The 16,619-nt window shown below is 65.7% G+C and carries 16 protein-coding genes; 2 read left to right on the top strand and 14 right to left on the bottom strand.

Going from position 1 to position 16,619, the window contains the following annotated elements; genetic code table 11:
• Positions 1-221: 221 nt before the first annotated feature.
• The 11 genes from AABA84_RS06345 to AABA84_RS06395 all read right to left on the bottom strand — a co-directional run bounded on the left by AABA84_RS06345 (position 222) and on the right by AABA84_RS06395 (position 10,300).
• Entirely contained in the window at positions 222-725 is a 504-nt protein-coding gene (locus AABA84_RS06345) for a DUF2249 domain-containing protein (RefSeq protein ID WP_212248679.1), read from the bottom strand.
• A gap of 30 nt (positions 726-755) precedes the next feature.
• Complete coding sequence (locus AABA84_RS06350; RefSeq protein ID WP_338311631.1) at positions 756-1,586, bottom strand: CbiX/SirB N-terminal domain-containing protein; 831 nt, start codon at positions 1,584-1,586, stop codon at positions 756-758.
• Positions 1,570-3,135 carry a cytochrome D1 domain-containing protein gene (locus tag AABA84_RS06355; RefSeq protein WP_338311632.1) on the bottom strand — a complete coding sequence of 522 codons (1,566 nt, stop codon included), beginning with the start codon at positions 3,133-3,135 and terminating at the stop codon, positions 1,570-1,572. Before AABA84_RS06355 ends, AABA84_RS06350 begins: the two co-directional genes overlap by 17 nt.
• On the bottom strand, positions 3,113-4,321 hold the full coding sequence (gene nirJ, locus AABA84_RS06360) for a heme d1 biosynthesis radical SAM protein NirJ (RefSeq protein ID WP_338311633.1): 1,209 nt from the start codon (positions 4,319-4,321) through the stop codon (positions 3,113-3,115). Before nirJ ends, AABA84_RS06355 begins: the two co-directional genes overlap by 23 nt.
• A 12-nt stretch (positions 4,322-4,333) precedes the next feature.
• Entirely contained in the window at positions 4,334-4,810 is a 477-nt protein-coding gene (ahbB, locus tag AABA84_RS06365) for a siroheme decarboxylase subunit beta (RefSeq protein WP_212248675.1), read from the bottom strand.
• Between the two features lie 2 nt (positions 4,811-4,812).
• Entirely contained in the window at positions 4,813-5,265 is a 453-nt protein-coding gene (locus AABA84_RS06370; RefSeq protein ID WP_338311634.1) for an Lrp/AsnC family transcriptional regulator, read from the bottom strand.
• Positions 5,265-6,248, bottom strand: a complete 984-nt coding sequence (gene ahbB / locus AABA84_RS06375; RefSeq protein ID WP_338311635.1) for a siroheme decarboxylase subunit beta — start codon at positions 6,246-6,248, stop codon at positions 5,265-5,267. Before ahbB (AABA84_RS06375) ends, AABA84_RS06370 begins: the two co-directional genes overlap by 1 nt.
• Positions 6,245-7,420 (bottom strand): cytochrome D1 domain-containing protein, encoded by a 1,176-nt coding sequence (locus tag AABA84_RS06380; protein WP_338311636.1) that lies wholly within the window; start codon positions 7,418-7,420, stop codon positions 6,245-6,247. Before AABA84_RS06380 ends, ahbB (AABA84_RS06375) begins: the two co-directional genes overlap by 4 nt.
• A complete protein-coding gene (locus AABA84_RS06385) occupies positions 7,417-7,740 on the bottom strand; it encodes a c-type cytochrome (protein ID WP_246550300.1) in 324 nt (107 codons plus the stop codon). The genes AABA84_RS06380 and AABA84_RS06385 overlap by 4 nt, the downstream gene beginning before the upstream one ends.
• A complete protein-coding gene (gene cobA, locus AABA84_RS06390) occupies positions 7,730-8,509 on the bottom strand; it encodes a uroporphyrinogen-III C-methyltransferase (RefSeq protein WP_338311637.1) in 780 nt (259 codons plus the stop codon). Before cobA ends, AABA84_RS06385 begins: the two co-directional genes overlap by 11 nt.
• A gap of 75 nt (positions 8,510-8,584) precedes the next feature.
• On the bottom strand, positions 8,585-10,300 hold the full coding sequence (locus tag AABA84_RS06395) for a nitrite reductase (RefSeq protein WP_338307380.1): 1,716 nt from the start codon (positions 10,298-10,300) through the stop codon (positions 8,585-8,587).
• 209 nt (positions 10,301-10,509) lie between these two features.
• On the opposite strand from AABA84_RS06395, the gene AABA84_RS06400 reads away from it, so the two are divergent.
• Entirely contained in the window at positions 10,510-12,588 is a 2,079-nt protein-coding gene (locus tag AABA84_RS06400; RefSeq protein WP_338311638.1) for a 4Fe-4S binding protein, read from the top strand.
• A gap of 129 nt (positions 12,589-12,717) precedes the next feature.
• Positions 12,718-13,587 (top strand): FAD:protein FMN transferase, encoded by an 870-nt coding sequence (locus tag AABA84_RS06405; RefSeq protein ID WP_338311639.1) that lies wholly within the window; start codon positions 12,718-12,720, stop codon positions 13,585-13,587.
• A gap of 37 nt (positions 13,588-13,624) precedes the next feature.
• Here AABA84_RS06405 and AABA84_RS06410 read toward each other — a convergent pair whose 3' ends face one another.
• From AABA84_RS06410 to AABA84_RS06420, 3 genes are all read right to left on the bottom strand, one after another.
• Positions 13,625-14,008, bottom strand: a complete 384-nt coding sequence (locus AABA84_RS06410; RefSeq protein ID WP_212248666.1) for a c-type cytochrome — start codon at positions 14,006-14,008, stop codon at positions 13,625-13,627.
• A gap of 93 nt (positions 14,009-14,101) precedes the next feature.
• Entirely contained in the window at positions 14,102-14,884 is a 783-nt protein-coding gene (locus AABA84_RS06415) for a Crp/Fnr family transcriptional regulator (protein ID WP_338307383.1), read from the bottom strand.
• Between the two features lie 479 nt (positions 14,885-15,363).
• A complete protein-coding gene (locus AABA84_RS06420) occupies positions 15,364-16,587 on the bottom strand; it encodes a Bcr/CflA family efflux MFS transporter (RefSeq protein ID WP_338311640.1) in 1,224 nt (407 codons plus the stop codon).
• Between the last annotated feature and the right edge of the window lie 32 nt (positions 16,588-16,619).

The following is a 16,619-nucleotide window of genomic DNA, read 5'->3' on the forward strand; positions in this document are numbered from 1 at the left end:
CTCTTGGTGAGCCGGGATGGACGACACATACGCCGAAACCGAATTTCGGTAAAGTGGAATATTTTTGACGGGACGGGTTGACAGCGGGCGACACAGGCGCGGTGCCGTAGCCCGGATGGAGCGGAGCGCAATCCGGGACAGTGCAAGATGCCGGGCGAGCGGCCCCGGATTACGCTCCCGCTCCATCCGGGCTACGGGAGCGCTAGGACCCGAAATCCCGCTCACGACGGTGCCCGCACCGTCAGCTCGTACGTCACACCGTCAGGCAGAAAGCCGCCGAGCCAGTTGTAGCCCCGCTTCTCCAGCTGCGGAAAGAGGAACACGGGCTCGCGGCTGAGGAACGCGGTCAGCGTTTCTCCGGGACCCAGCGTCTCGGCCGCGGCGAGGATCCTCGTCATCGGCTCCGGCGGATCGAGCTCCCTGGTGTCGAGCCGTAGCTTCGACTCCGGCCATTTGGCGCTGGCCTGCGCTTTCGGCACGAGAGCTTCGGCAGGCGCCCCGGTCGGGGTGAACAGCACCTGCCACTCACCGCCGCCGAGCTCCGTCGCGGAATGGGCAAAGCCCTTGCCGGCCATCACATCGAACAAGGGCACGGGCTTGAACGGCGCGTACAGCCGGATGCCCTGTCCCGGTTCTAGACTCTCCACTGCGGCCATGATGGCCGAGAAGGGCTCACCACCCGCGCGCAGGATCGGACGGACATCGACATCAAGGTACTCGGTCATCTCTTTCCCCTCCCCTTCAACGCCGCGCCATCAATCAACTGAAACGGCCCAGCATACCGGCGCCGCCGCAAGCGTCGACTGGTTCGGTGGCCCGGCCACCTGCACCGCTCCCGAGTCTTGCAGGACAGCGACCACCGCCCGTGCCACGAGATCCTCGATGCCGGGCCCGCTGCCCATGATGCCCGCGAACACGATGTCGCGGCGACCAAGCCGTGCAACCAGCTTCGGCGCATCCTTCGCACCGTGCAGGCCTTCGCCGGAGAACAGGCCCAGGACAATCGCGGGCCCGCGAATGGATGCCGCAGCCTCTTCGAGCGAGGGCTGCTCCTCCAGGAAAGCCACCACGACCTTCCGGCAGGCCGCGCGTGTCTCGATCTCGCGCGCCACCTGCTCGGTTGCCTGGCGCGAGGCCGGATTGCGCTTCGAGCCGTGCGCGAGAAGGACGAATGTGCAGTCCTCCGGCGCGAAGCCGTGGTCGCGCGCGCAGCGCACGGCCTGATCGCACAAAAGATCGGGCAGGCCCGGATCGAGCCCGAGCGGCGGCAGCACGTCGATGCTGCGGCCATCGCCCCTGGCTTGGTCGAGAAGCTGAACCAGACGATCCCTCGTGAAATAGCCGCTGGAGGCAAACAGCGGATAGACCAGAATTCGGCTGGCGGTCAGCGTCTCCAGGGCTTCCCTGATGCCGGGCGTGCCCGAGATGAAGCCGATGGCGACTTCGGCCACCAGACTGCGAGAAACCAGTGCGCGTGCAAGCTGGAACGCTCCCGTGTTGCCGGCATCCGGCCGCCGCTCGCCATGGGCTGCCAACAGCAACGCGATCGACGGGGCCGAGCCCGGCTTCTCAATGACTGGTGCCATCGGAAAAGGTGATCTTGTTCCAGACGTTGTATTTGCCCGAAGGGCGCGACATCGGAATACGCTTCACTTCGGCAAAGGTTGCCGCATCATAGACCACCAGCGCGCCCTGGTCTTCCCAGATCGACACCAGGGCGTAGCGCCCGTATTTGTCGAATTCGACATGCGCGGCGGTCTTGCCCGGTTCCGGGGTAATGCTGCGGACCACTTCCAGCGTGCGCTTGTCGATGATCGAAAGCGTATCCTTGCCGCTGCCCATCATGCTGTCGGTCCAGGCATAGGGCGTGTTCTCATGGCTGCGCATGAAGAAGCCGGGTCCGGGCGTCTCGATCACCTTGATCTGCGACCAGTCCTGCATATCCAGCACGCTGATCTTGCCCGCCTTCAGAAGCGGCGTCGCCATCACCAGCCGGCCGTTCCACGTCCAGGAGATGCCCGAGCCGAGATGGGGCAGCCCGGGCAGATCGAGCTGCTTGATATCGCGCCCGACCGTCAAATTGACCACGATCGCCCTGCCCTCGCGCGCCGAGCCGATCAGGTTGCGATAGGGCGGATCGAAAAAGAAGTCGTCGAGCGGCTCCGGCGTCTCGATCCGGCGCAGCGCGAACAGGCCCTGCGAGGATGGCAGCGCCTCGATCATGCCCTTCTCGTGGCTGTGCACGAAGCCGGCATAGACTGGCCCTGCGTTCGGATCGGTCGCGATCTCCCAGATCTCCGGAACGTCCTTCAGCGCCGCGATGAAGCTGTTCCGAGTTGGGGCCTGGTACACCGCGGAGACCCGCGAGGACGTGCCCAGGCGGTCCTTCACGTCGAAAATCTTCTCGACCGACAGGTCGTCCGCCGAGAGCATCACCAGCGTGCGCGGCAGATAATTGGCCACCGCGATATGCTTGCCGTCCCGCGAGATCGCAATGTTGCGCGAATTGATCCCGGCGCGCACCTCCGTCAGCATGGTCAGCGTCCAGAGATCGTATTTGCTGACCCAGCCGTCGCGCGACATGAAGAACACGTAGCGGCCGTCGGGTGTGAATTTCGGGCCGCCATGCAGCGCGAAACGAGTCTGGAAGCGCGCCAGCGGCTCGAAGCGGTCGCCGTCCAGGATCGTCGCGTGATGGTCTCCGGATTCCACCACGACGAACAGGTTCATCGGGTCGGCCGGAAAGCGCGGACGCTCCAGGGCCGGTGCCGTGGCATGCACGACGCGGCTGGCGTCGATCTCGGCCGCGCCCCAGGCCGGCACCGAAGGCAGCGGCGAGGACACATAGGCCGCGAGCGCGGCGATCTCGTCCTTGGCGAGCTTATTGGAAAAGCCCGGCATCTGGGTGGCGGCGCGTCCGTCGGCGATCACCGCGGCTGCCCGCGCGCCCATCATGCGGCCGAGATTTTCCGGCAGCAGCGCCGGCCCCAGCCGGCCGAGCCGGTCCGCGCCGTGGCATTCGGCGCAATTGTCCGCGAACAGCTTCGCCGCATCCGGCTCGGCACGCGCCGTGCCTGCGAGCGCGAGCAGCGCCAGAGCGACGAGAATGCGATCAAATGGAGAGCGGCGCTTCATGACGTGTTCCGCGATAGATGCTGGTCTTGACCCGGTCGCTCGGTGCCGCAAGGCCGATCTCGGCATCGCTGAGATAGCAGCCGGGATCCTCCGCCCAGGGATCGCCGGTGATCCGCTGCGCGCGCACGCGTGTGTTGCCGTTGCAGATGTCGAATTGGGCGCAGGCGCCGCACCGCCCGGAGACGTGGCGCGGCTTCTGCTTCAGGCCCGCCATGATCGGATCCGAGGTATCAGGCCAGATCTCTGAGAACGGACGTGTCTTCACGTTGCCGAGCGTGTGGTGCCACCACATCGTATCCGGGTGCACGTTGCCGAGATTGTCGATGTTGGCAACGTTGACGCCGGAGGAATTGCCGCCCCAGCGCACCAGTTTTGCGCGCAGATCGCCAGCGCGATCCGGCACGGTTCGCTCGGCCCAGTGCAGGAGATAGACCGCGTCGGCGTCGTTGTTCCCGGTCACGATCTCCATCTCGCTGCCCGACTGCGCCCAGCGCCAGGCACGCGCGATCACCATGTCCATGCGATCGCGCGTCGTCTGCCACATGGCATCGTCGCCGCGGTTCTTGTTGCCGCGGCCGGCATAGACGAGATGCGAGAGGTAGAATTTTGGAAAGTTCTCCTGCTCGACCAGATCGAGCAGGCGCGGCAGCTCCGCCGCGTTGTCCTCGGTCATGGTGAAGCGCACGCCGACCTTGATGCCGCGGTCGCGCAGCAGCCGCAGGCCGTTCAGCGCTTCCTCATAGGCGCCCTGCTTGCGGCGGAAACGATCATGGGTCTCGCCGATGCCGTCGAGCGAGATGCCGACATAGTCGTAGCCGATGTCGCGGATGCGGTCGGCCATCGCGGCATCGACCAGGGTACCGTTGGACGACAGCCCGACATAGAACCGCATCGCCTTGGCGCGCGCCGAGATCTCGAAGATGTCGCGCCGCATCAGCGGCTCGCCGCCCGACAGGATCAGCACCGGCACGCGAAACGCCTTGAGGTCGTCCATCACGCCGAACACTTGCGCGGTGGAGAGCTCGCCGGGAAAGTCGACGTCGCCGGAGATCGAATAGCAGTGCTTGCAGGTGAGGTTGCAGCGGCGGATCAGGTTCCAGATCACCACCGGTCCCGGCGGCTGCCGAACTGGCCCGGTCGGGGCCGGCTCGTTCAGCTCGCGTAAGTATTGGCTCAGGCGAAACATGACCGGCTCCCGTCAGGCGGCAATGCGAAGGCCGGTCTTCTTCAAGATCCGGGTCGAGAACAGAACCTCATGGGCCCGCGCGGCCGGACCGACCAGCACGGCAATCTCGGCAACCTTCGCCCTCACCTCGTCGCGCGTCCGGCCATGGACCATGGCAAAGAGATTGTAGGGCCAGAGCGGCAGATGACGCGGCCGCTCATAGCAATGCGTGACGAAATCGAGCGCGCCGACCCTGGCGCCGATATCGGCAACGGCCTCGTCCGCGATGTCCCACACCGACATGCCGTTGGCGGTGTAGCCGAGCGCGTAGTGATTGGGGATCGCGCCGATGCGGCGGATCGCGCCATCACCGAGCAAATGCGTGAGGCGATCGACCACCTCGGTCTCGGCGAGGCCGAGCTTGTCGGCCAGCGCGCGATAGGGCTCGGCGACGAGGGGAAGCCCTGCTTGCGTAGCGGCGATCAGCTTGCGATCGATGGCATCGAGCATGTCTAGACCTCCACGCGAAAACCGACGAAGAACTCGCGCGTCTTTGGCATCGCGCGCACGCGAAGGCCCGTCTCACGCTCGATCTCCGCGAGCACCTGGGCGATGCGATCAGGGGCATCGGTCGACACGACGAACCACATGTTCAGCGCGTGATCGCGCTCGTAGTTGTGCGCGATCTCGGGATGTGCGTTGACGAGCTCGGCGACCTCATCGAACCGCTCGGGCGGGACGGCGATGGCGGCGAGGCAGACGGCGCCGCCGAGCGCTTCCGCGTTCCAGAGCGGGCCGAACCGGCTGAGCTGCCCGCCCGCGAGCAGACTGCCGATCTCCTCGATCATCTCGCCCTCGCTCAGGCCCAGCTGCGCGCCGGCGTCGCGAAAAGGCCGGGGCGTCAGGGGAAAGCCACCTTGCAGGCCGTTGATGATCGCCTTTTCAGTCGGGTCCAGCGAGCGCATCAATTGGTCTCCTTACGCCTCGAGAACACCGCGCCGCGCTGCTTGAAGCAGCGCTTCGAGAACAGCACGGCCTGCTGCATCAGGCCGGTTTCGGCGAGCAGGTTCAGCTCGTCGATCGCGGCATAGGCCTCCTCGCGCGATCGCGCGTGCACCATGCAGAACAGGTTGTACGGCCAGACCGGCGGCCGGGGCGGACGCTGGTAGCACAGCGTCACGCTGGGATGGCGGGCGAAGATCGCGGCGACATCGCCGATCACCTGGTCCGGGATGTTCCAGACCGCCATCGCATTCGACCGGAAACCGAGCTTTTCGTGGCGCACGACGCAGCCGAACCGCGTCACCACGCCGGCAGCGACCAGATGCTCCAGCCGCGCGATGACCTCATCCTGGCCGAGTGCGAGCTGATCGGCGACCGCGAGGTAGGGATGCTCGACCAGCGGCAGCCCGTTCTCGATCGCCGCGAGGATGCGCTGGTCGCGCGGATCGGGACGATAATCCCCGGCGGCCGGCACCATGCGCTTCTGCGCGCGCGGCTCGCGCAGCGAAAAGCCAAGGCCGAGATGATAGGCCTGCACCATCGGTAGGTCGACGACGGGCAGCCCCGTCTGTGCCTCGATCCTGTCAATGGTGTCGGTGATCGCGTCGGCATCTGTGCCAGCGATCACGAACCACAGGTTCAGATCATGCTCGCGCTCGTAATTGTGCGTGACCAGCGGCTCGCGGCTGACGATTTCAGCGACCCGGTCGAGCCGATCGGGCGGGACCTGCATCGCGGCCAGCGTGCTCGCGCCCACCGTGTTGGGGCGGACCACGGCACCGACTCGCGAGATCAGGTCGTGCTCCCGCATGCGGCGGAAGACGCCGATCGCCGCCTGCTCGTCCAGCGCGGCGGAGCGGCCGACGATCTCGAACGGCTTCTCCACCAGCGGAAAATCGTGCTGCCAGCGGTCGATCAGAGCGAGCTCGACGGAGCTAGGGGTCATTGTCCGATCCTCGTCGCGCGTGCAGTGAAGAAGATTCCGGACGGCTTTTGCGCCGGGATCTCCGCCTTCTTGGTAAAAGAGGCGGCGTCATAGACGTCGATGCGATCGGCATCGCGGACCGAGACCCAGACCTCGTTGCCGCGCGGCGTGAACTCCATGTGGAGCACCGCCGGGCCGGGCGTCAGGCGATGGATCACCTTCAGCGTCTCGGTGTCGACGATCTCGACCGTGTCGTTGAACGGGTGCGCGAAATTCACCCAGACATGGCGCCCGTCGGGCCGCGCCACGGCGAAGACCGGCTGGCCGTGGGTGGCGGTGCGCCCGACCTCGGCAAAACTGCGAAGATCGACCGCGATCAATTCGTGATGGCCGACAGCGGGAAGCAGCAGCTTGTCGCCCGTCGCGCCCCACCCTTCCAGATGCGGCATCTTGTAGACCGGCAGCGCCTCCTGGCCGCGGCCATAGCCGCTGAGGATGCGCTCGGCCTTCAGCGGCTCGCGCCAGGTATCGACATGGACGACGCCGTCCTCGCCGAACAGACCCGCAAGATAATGGCGGCCGTCGGGGGTGACGTTGCCGTCATAGGGCAGCTTGCCGACATCGGTCAGCCGGGTGATGGCGGGGGTCTCGACATGGGTGAGATCGGCGATCCAGATCTCGCCGGCATCGTAGAGCGCCCAGGCAAAACGCCGTCCGGGCAGATCGACCAGCCCGACCGTTTTCGAGGGCCTGCCGCTCGCACCGACCGCCGGGACGTTGGCGACGGGGTCGAGCGCTCTGGCGTCGAAGATCTTCACCCCGCCCGGCTCGTAATTCGAGACCGCGATCAGCGCGCCATCGTCGGAGATGGCGCCGCCGATCGAATTACCGGCCTGCACGATGCGCTTGGCGATCGTGCTCGTGAGCATATCGACCTTGGTGAGGCCGCCGTCGCGCCCGAACACGTAGACATAGCGCTGGTCCGGCGAGAACACGGCGGAGGCATGCGAGAGATCGCCGAGCCCCTCGACGCGGCCGATCGATTTGCGTTCGGTGGTGTCGACGATCAGCACCGATCCCGTCGCGCGCTCCACCACGAGGCCGAGGTTGCCGGTGCCGCGCAGCGTGTCGGCACGCGCGAGAACCGGCATCAGCAGCAACAGGGCCAGACACCATCGCGCCACTGCTCTCATGGAAGATCTCCCTGCTGCAGACGTTCCACGATCCAGCGCACGTCGGCTTCGCTCAGCAGCGGGCGCCAGGGCGGCATCGGCGTGCCCGGCACGCCGTCCAGCACGATGCTGACGAGCTGCTCGCGGCTCCAGGCGCTGAGATGGTCCGGCGTCAGCGGCTTGCCGAGCCCGCCCTTCAGCGTCAGCCCGTGGCAGGAGCCGCAGTCCTGCCGCACCAGATTGGCAAGCCTCGCAGTATTCGTTGCGGCATTGGCATTCGCTTCGCCCGCGGCGGCCGGCCCGATCGCAACGGCCGCTGCCAGGGCGATGCTAGGCCACAACTGAAATTGCCTCGCAATGTGCCGCATCGCTCCGCGCGCTCCGTTGCATCGCGATCGCCGCGACCTTTCCGATGATGAAAAGGACGGGACCGCTGAAGGAGGCGTCTTTCAGAGCGACCGGAAGCGCCTCCAGAGGCGCACATATTCGGCTCTCCTGCGCCGTCGTACCTTGACACACAGCAAAGACCGGCGTGGTTCCCGACAACCCCTGCGCGATCAGGTTGCGGACGATCTCGGCGATATTGGCAAGGCCCATATAGACCACGAGCGTGGTGTCGGGATCGGCGAGGCTCTTCCAGTCGAGGTCGAGCGGCTCGTCGGCCTTGCGATGGCCCGCCACGTAGCGCACGCCGGAGGCGATTCCGCGATGCGTCAACGGCATCCGCGCGGCGGCGGCGCAGCCCTGTGCCGCGGTAATGCCCGGCACCACCTCGTAGGGAATGCCTGCCAGCTCGAGCTCGGCCGCCTCCTCCGAGCCGCGCCCGAAAATGAAGGGGTCGCCGCCCTTGAGCCGGACGACCGTGCGGCCGGCGCGCGCCAGCCGGACCAGCATCTGGTTGATCTCCTCCTGCGGCACCGGGTGATGGGCCGCCTGCTTGCCGACATTGATCTGCAGCACCCCGTCCGCAATGGTCGCCAGGATGCTTGGTGGCACCAGGCGGTCGTAGACGACGACGTCGGCCTCACCGATGGCGCGGACCGCCTTCAGCGTGAGCAGCTCGGGATCGCCGGGACCGGCGCCGACGAGGTAGACCTTTCCAACAGCCATGATGCGCTCCGCCGAAACTACCCGCGAAAAGGCTGGTTGGTGCGGCGATCGCTCGCCGCACCAACCCCGGATTTGTCAGTAGACGTCGTTACGCGTGTTGAAGACGTTGAACTTGCCGGTCGGGGTGACCAGTCGCCGGTCACGAATGACCGTCTTCAAGGTCAAGGTCTTGTCGTCGACGACCACAATCGCCGAGTCCTGCGCCTTGTTGTTCCAGACCGAGAACCAGATCTCGGTGCCGTCCTTGTTGTACTCGCCCTGCACCACGCGGCGGGCGCCTTCCGAGATGCCGGACCACTGGCCGATCGGCAGCACCTTGTAGGTCGGCTTCTCCTTGGCGAGGTCCTTGATCTTGAACACCGCGATCGACGAGGAGATCTCGGCATCCGTGTTCAAGGGCGTGTCGACGTAGAGGTTCTCCGACTTCGGATGCGTCTTGATGAAGAGCGATCCGCCACCCTGACCGTCCACCGTCTGCACCACCTTCCAGGCGAACTGCTTGTGCTTCTCGGGGTCGGTGCCGATGAAGGAGATCTGCTCGCTGCCGAGATGGCTCGTCGCCCACACCGGCCCGTACTTCGGATGCTCGAGGTTGGCACCGCGTCCGGGATGCGGGGTCTGGCCGCCGGTTTCGACGACGCCGACCAGCTTGTCTTCCTTGGTGTCGACGATCGCGACCTTGTGGCGGGCGTTCGCGGCGACCAGGAAGTAGCGGCCGGTCTTGTCGAAGCCGCCGTCATGCAGGAAGCGCTCGGCCTCGATCGACGTCACCTTCAGGTTCTTGAGATCCTGATAGTTGACGAGCAGGACCTGGCCGGTCTCCTTGACGTTGACGACGAACTCCGGCTTGAAGTGCGAGGCCACGATGGAGGCAACGCGCGGCTCGGGGTGATACTCCTGCGTGTCTTCGGTCATGCCGCGGGTCGAGACCACCTTGAACGGCTCGAGCGTCGCGCCGTCCATCAACACGTATTGCGGCGGCCAGTAGGCTCCGGCGATCGCATACTTGTCCTCATAGCCCTTGAACTTCGAGGTTTCGACCGAGCGCGCCTCGGTGCCGATCTTCAGCTCGGCGACCGTCTGCGGCGGATCCATCCAGAGATCGATCAGGTTGAGCTTCGAGTCGCGTCCGATGATGTAGAGGTAGCGTCCCGATGCCGACATGCGCGAGATGTGCACGGCATAGCCGGACTTCAGGATGTGCTCGATCTTCTTGGTGGTGCCGTCGATCAGCGCGACCTCGCCGGCATCGCGCAGCGTCACCGAGAACAGATTGTCGATGTCGAGCTTGTTCATCTTCTTGGTCGGCCGCTGCGCGACCGGAACCAGGACCTTCCAGCTGTCCTTGATCTCCTTCATGCCGAACTCCGGCGGCTGCGCCGGCGTGTTCAGGAGGTAGCGGGCCATCAGGTCGATGTCGGCGGCCTCGAGTTGGCCCGAGGTGCCCCAGTTCGGCATGCCGCCGGGCGAACCATAGGTGATGAAGTCACGCAGATAGTCGAAGCCGAGCTTCTTGGTGAGATCGGGCGTCAGCGGCTTGCCGGTCGCGCCCTTGCGCAGCACGCCATGGCATCCGGCGCAACGTTCGAAATAGATCTGGTTGGCCTTGTCGAATTCGGCCTTCGTCAGGTTGGGATCGCCCGGCTTGGTGCCGGGCTGCTCGGTCGCGCCCTTGCCGAGAACGTCCAGGCTAGGCTGGTATTGGCCGCCCGGCGTCGTCTTGTGCTGCTCGACATCGGCAGGCTTCGGCGTCGGAGCCTGCTGCGCATAGCCGGCGCTCGTCGCACTCAAAAGGATTAGGCTCGCAGCGGCAACGCCGCCAGCCAGCCTTGGAAACAGGCTTGGAAACAGAGAAGCTCGGCCTCGCATTACATTCCTCCAGCGTGAGAATCCGATGGGAGGTTTATGCAGGCAATCCGACGATTTCTCCTTGACCGCGGTTAATCGCAACATTGATCCATCTCAATGCGCCCGCCTCGCAACGCTGCCTGATCCGTCGGATGCGATCGCCTGGAATCATCTCCGCCGCTGCACGGCACGCCCTGTCCGCACTGGCGGCGCTGTCCTTGATGTTTTGCAGCGCAAACGCAGCCGACCTCAGCGTCGCCGCCAAGTTCTTCTCCGAGCCCGTCGTGATCGACCGTACCGATGGCAAGCCTCCGGCAGCGGTGGTGCGGGCTGCCGATGGACGCGTGCTCGGCTACGCCTTTTCGAGCCTCGATGTCTCCGGTTCCGTCGGCTATGCGGGCCGGCCGCTCGACATCGTCGCGGCGGTGACGGCTGATGGCATCGTCGCCGGCGCCGAGATCGTCGCGCATGAAGAGCCGATCCTCGTGATCGGAATCCCCCGCGATGCGCTCGCCGCCTATGTCGCCAATTTCCGCGGCTTCGACGTGCGCGGCAGCGCCACGCTCAAATCCGCCGGTGAGCCCGCGCGTGGACCGCACGCCGTCGCCGGCGCGACCATCACGAGTACCGTGATCCGCGACGCAATCGTGCGCTCGGCACGCGCCGTGCTGCGCAGCCGGACCAATGTGCCCGAGCGGGCCGTGCGGCTCGACCGCGAGACCCTGCGCCGGTCGTCCTGGTCCTCGCTGCTCGCCGAGGGCGCGGTGCAGAGGCGGCTGGTGAGCCGCGGCGAAGCGGCAAAGCTGCTCGGGACCCGGGACAGCGAACCCGACAAGGCCTTCATCGACCTCTGGATGGCGCTCGCCACGCCGCCGCCGATCGGCGAAAGCCTGCTCGGCCAGCGCATTTACGAAAGTGAAACGGCAAAGATCGGCCCCGACGACGATCTGCTTCTGATCGGCGCATCCGGACTCTATTCGTTCAAGGGCACGGAATGGCGCCAGTCCGGGACCTTCACCCGGATCGAGATCGTCCAGGGCTCGCGAACCCTGCGTCTCAAGCCCGCCGACCATACGGCGGTCGAAACGCTGCACGCCGCCGGCGCGCCGGAGTTGCGCGAGATCGCCGTGTTCCGCATTCCGCGGGCGAGCGGTTTCGATTCGACCAAGCCGTTCCGGCTCGACGTCGATCTCGCCGCCGGCGCCGCTGCGAGCGGCCCCGCCGTGATCTCGCTCGACTATCGCATTCCCGAGCGCTACCTCATCGCCGCGCCGGCCGAGCCGCCTGCGGCATCGACCACGGCCGCGCCCGCTCCGGTGCAGACGGTGTGGCAGGAGATCTGGTGGGCGCGACGCTATGAGATCGGCGTGCTCGGCGCGATGCTGACGGTGCTGGCGGCCATCCTGATCTTCCAGGACACGGTGACGGCGCACGGGGTGTTCTACTATCGGCTCCGCACAGGTTATCTGCTCCTGACGCTGGTGTTCCTCGGCTTCATCGCCAACGCGCAGCTTTCGGTGGTCAACGTCCTCACCTTCATCCACGCCCTGCTCTCCGGCTTCCGCTGGGAGCTTTTCCTGCTCGATCCCCTGGTGTTCCTGCTCTGGAGCTTCGTCGCCTTCAGCATGCTATTCTGGGGCCGCGGCGTGTTCTGCGGCTGGCTCTGCCCGTTCGGCACCTTGCAGGAGCTCACCAATCAGCTCGCGCGCCGGCTCGGCATCCAGCAGATCGAGATTCCATTCGGGCTGCACGAGCGCCTGTGGATGATCAAATACGTCCTCTTCGTCGCCATCCTCGCGATCTCGCTGCGCTCGATCCTGACGGCCTTCCAGCTCGCGGAGGTCGAGCCGTTCAAGACGGCGATCACCATGAAATTCCTGCGGGAATGGCCGTTTGGCGTCTACGCCGGATTGCTGCTGCTCGCCGGCCTGTTCGTCGAGCGCTTCTACTGCCGCTACCTCTGCCCGCTCGGCGCGGCGCTCGCGATCCCGGCCCGGATGCGGATGTTCGAATGGCTCAAGCGCTACCGGGAATGCGGCGCGGAATGTCACGTCTGCGCCCGGCGCTGCACGGTGCAGGCGATCCATCCGCTCGGCCAGATCAACCCCAACGAATGCATCTATTGCCTGAAGTGCCAGGCCAATTATTTCGACCAGGACGTCTGCCTGCACCTGAAGAAGCGCGCACAGCGGCGCAAGCCGTTGCCGCAAGCCCCTTCCCAGCCGTCGTGAGGAGACACGATGCTCCCTGATCATCCGACACGACGCCGCGCCATCACGATCCTCGCGTCGGCCGCTGCGGTCGCCATCGCGGGTCCCGCCCGTCCAGCCAGGGCCGATTTCGAATGGCGCGGCACGGCGATGGGTGCGGACGCGCGGATCCTGTTCAGCGACATCGAGCCGGGCAGCGCAAGAGGGATTGCCGCGTTGGTCGAGGCGGAGATCGATCGCCTGGAAAACGCGTTGAGCCTGTTTCAATCCGGATCGGAGCTGCGCCGGCTCAATCGCGACGGCGCCCTCGTCGAGCCGGGCGGCGATCTCAGGCGCGCCGTGGCGCTGGCGCTAGAGATCGCAGACCTCACGAACGGCCTGTTCGACCCGACCGTGCAGGCGCTGTGGGAAGCCCATGTCGATTGGTTCGCGGACAAAGGCCGCACCGGCCTGCCGCCGGAAGCCGTCATTGCCGAAGCAAGGCGGGCCGTGGACTGGCGGAGCGTCCGGATCGGACCGAACTCAATTCATCTGGGCGACAACCAACGCCTGACGCTCAATGGTCTCGGCCAAGGTTACGTCACCGACCGCGTGGCGGAGATGCTGGCGGCGAAGGGGTTCACGAACATCCTGGTCGACCTCGGTGAGCAGCGGGCGGCTGGCCCGCGCCGCGACGGATCGCCATGGCTGATCGCGCGCAGCGGCGCCGATCCGTTACGCTTGGCGAACGGAGCGCTCGCCACGTCCGAGGGCTCGGGCTGCGTGCTCGGTGCCGACGGCGCGGCGCACCATTTGTTCGATCCACGCAGCGGCCGCAGCGCAGCTCATTGGCGCACCATTACCGTGCACCATCGCTCGGCGGCCGTGGCCGACGCGCTGTCGACGGCGCTCTCCATCGCCTCCGCGAACGAGATCCAGGAATTGCTGCCACGGCTGAGCGGCACCGCGATATGGGCAACCGATCTGGCCGGACGCCGCTCATACCGGTCGGCCGACCCGCGCGACGGCATCGTCGGCTGAGCGACGATGCGCGCCGGGCAGACGGCCGGTTCGACCTCTACTTGGTCTTGCCGTCGCCGTCGTATTGCTTGAGATAGGCCCAGAGATTCTTGGCCTCGGCCTCGTTCTTGATGCCGGCGAATGCCATCTTGGTGTTGGGCACCTTGGCCTTGGGATCCTTGATATAGTCGAGGAAACTCGCCTCATCCCAGGTGATGCCGGAATTCTTGTTCGCGTCCGAATAATTGTAGCCGGCAACCGATCCCGATTTGCGGCCGTCGAGACCATTGAGCACCGGGCCGACCTTGTTCTTCGCGGTCGCGCCGACGTCGTGACAGCTGGCGCACTTCTTGAAGGCGGTGGCGCCCGCCGTCACGTCCTGCGCGTAACCGGCACTGCTCGAAGCCGCAGCGACAGCGATTGCGATCAAAACACGCCTCATTTCGTCGTCTCCTGTTTGAGTGGAATTGGTCCGGCTACGCCTCGGATGCGCCAGCGCGGATTTGAAGAATGACGGCAGACCGGCGCATGAGGTTCACGCCGGCACAGATTTCGCCTCGGGCCGGATCGCGCGTGGAGCGGGCGGCTCGGAGCACATCATTCTGGGCTTCACGGGGCAGCGCGCGCTGATCCGGTCGCAGGCCACGAGCTTGCAGAGCTGCGCCATGTCGCGCACCACCACGTTCGAGGCGCGCACATCGACGCCCACCGCACGCAGCTTGGCGAACACTCGGGAAAGCGACTCTGGCTTCAGGCCGAGCCTGCCGGCGATCAGCGATTTGTCGTATGGCAGCGTGATCGTGCATGGCCCCTTGGTGCGGGGGGCTAGCGAAGCGAGAAACTCGGCCACGCGCTGCGTAGCGCTCTGCGCCATCAATTGCTCGATCTGCTGGACCATTCGATGCAGATGTTGCGACGTCGAGGCGATCATCGCGATTGCGACGTCGGGCATCTGGCGAATGCAAGCGATGACGTGGTCGGCCGGAATGACCATCACCCGGGCCGAAGTTACCGCGCTCGCGGTAGCGGGATAGCGGTCGGACGTGAACGTAACCGCCTCGGCCAAGCTCTCGCCCCTGGTGAGCACGTTGAGCACGGCCTCGTCGCCAGCAGGCGTGACCCGGTACAGCTTGATCCAGCCATCCATGACAACGAAGAATGCCTGGGCCGGCTCGCCCTGACGAAACAGCGTATGACCCGGACGGAGATTGAGAATGCTGGCTGGCCCCAGCAAGACGGCAAGCGCTTGCGGCTCGAGCCCACTGAAGACCGGTATCTCCGCGGCGATCTCAAGATCAACCGGAGTGGGCGCCATCATCGTCTCATCCCTGATGTTTGATCCTGTTGCGTGACTATTGATCATCCATCGCGACATATTTTGAGCTGGATCAATTCCAACGAGGGGCCGTCTCGCCGGCGCTCGATCAAGAGATACGACCAGCGCGACGGAACACCCGACGCTCAACAATCGAACTATTTCCATCCATGGCTCTTTGTGGAAGCGCAAACTTCGGCGCTTTCGGTACAAATTGACGGCTGCGGTCACCCGTCGAAACGACATTCGTGTGCGCAGGCGAGACAGGCTCACGGCGCGAACTGGCCGGGCTCACAGTCCAATCCTGGCGTGCTGCCGATGGCCGAATCTCTCACGGCGCAATTCGTCGTGACAATCGGCCCCTTCGATGCAGGGAGCATGGAGGTGGCCTGCAAGCCAGGGGCACAACTGGCCGCAGACGCAGCGTCAGGATCTTGCAATCTCCTGCGCAAAGGCAACTACGTCCAACATCCGACGCATGATCACGCGCCGCGACGCCCCCGAGCGACATGCAACACCAGTGCGACCAGAGACGTCGCCGCGAGAACGATCGTAAGTCCCCGGACCGGATCGCTGGAGAGGATCGCCGCGAGCGCGGCACCACAGGCTGCGCCCGCCATTTGCGAGCAGCCGAACAGCGCGGCCGCCTGGCCAGCCTTGTCGCCGAACGGCGCCAGCGCCGTCGCGCTCGAAAGCGGGCTCGCAATCCCGGCCCCGAACAGGAACACCGCAACGATCATGAGAAATGAACCCAGCGCGATCCCTTCGACCAGCATCGTGCCAAGCAGCGCGGCGGCTCCAGCGGCGGCCAGCGCAAGACCGGCCGACGTCGCACCCTGGCGGCCAAATCGCGCCGACAGCCTTGGTGCCAGCAAGCCGGCGCCGAACACGATGAAGACGACGCCCGCAAACAACCAGCCGAGAGCGATCGGCGACAGGCCGAATCCCTCGAGAAGCACGCGTGGCGCGCTCGACAAGACGGCGTACAGGCCGGCCATGAGAAGGCCGGCGGTCCTCGCGGGCGCGCTGAAGCGCGCGTCCTGGACCAGCCCAAGATAGCCACGGATAATCTCGAGCGGATGACGCGGAGGGCTGACCGTTTCCAGCGTCTCGCCAACGAATGCCGCATACACCGCCCCTGCGCCGACAGCGACGGCCGCGACAAACACAAACTCGAAGCGCCAGCCGAGAACAAGGTCGATCGCGCCGCCGAGAAGCGGCGAAAAGCCCGGTGCCGCTGCGGTGGCGATCGTAATCGATGCCATCACCCTGGTCAGTGCCTCGCCGTCGAACAAGTCCCGGGCGATGGCACGCGATAGAACTGCAACGGCGCAGGCCCCGGCCGCCTGAACCGATCGGCCCACCAGCAAGGTCAGGAACTCTCCCGCGAAGGCGCACCCCGCGGTCCCGAGCACGAAGACGCAGATTCCGACGACGATCGGGACCTTCCGCCCGAACCTGTCCGACAGCGGACCGACGATGAGCTGCCCTGCGGCAAAGACCACCAGAAATACGGTTATGCTCGATGTCACGGCCGCGCTGGACACGCCAAGATCGGCCGCCATTGCCGGCAATGAGGGAAGAAAGATGTTGGTGGACAGGACTCCCATCGCCGCAAATGCGCAGATCACGCCTCTACCAGCGATCCCGGTGCGTTGCTCGGGCTTGCCGGCAGCAGCCTTGCCCACGACGAGATCGCTGCTCATGGCTGTTGCTTTCGCGGTTTGACGACAATGCG

The sequence above is a fragment of the Bradyrhizobium sp. TM239 genome, assembly GCF_036247985.1.
In the GTDB taxonomy this organism is placed as follows: Bacteria; Pseudomonadota; Alphaproteobacteria; order Rhizobiales; family Xanthobacteraceae; genus Bradyrhizobium; species Bradyrhizobium ottawaense.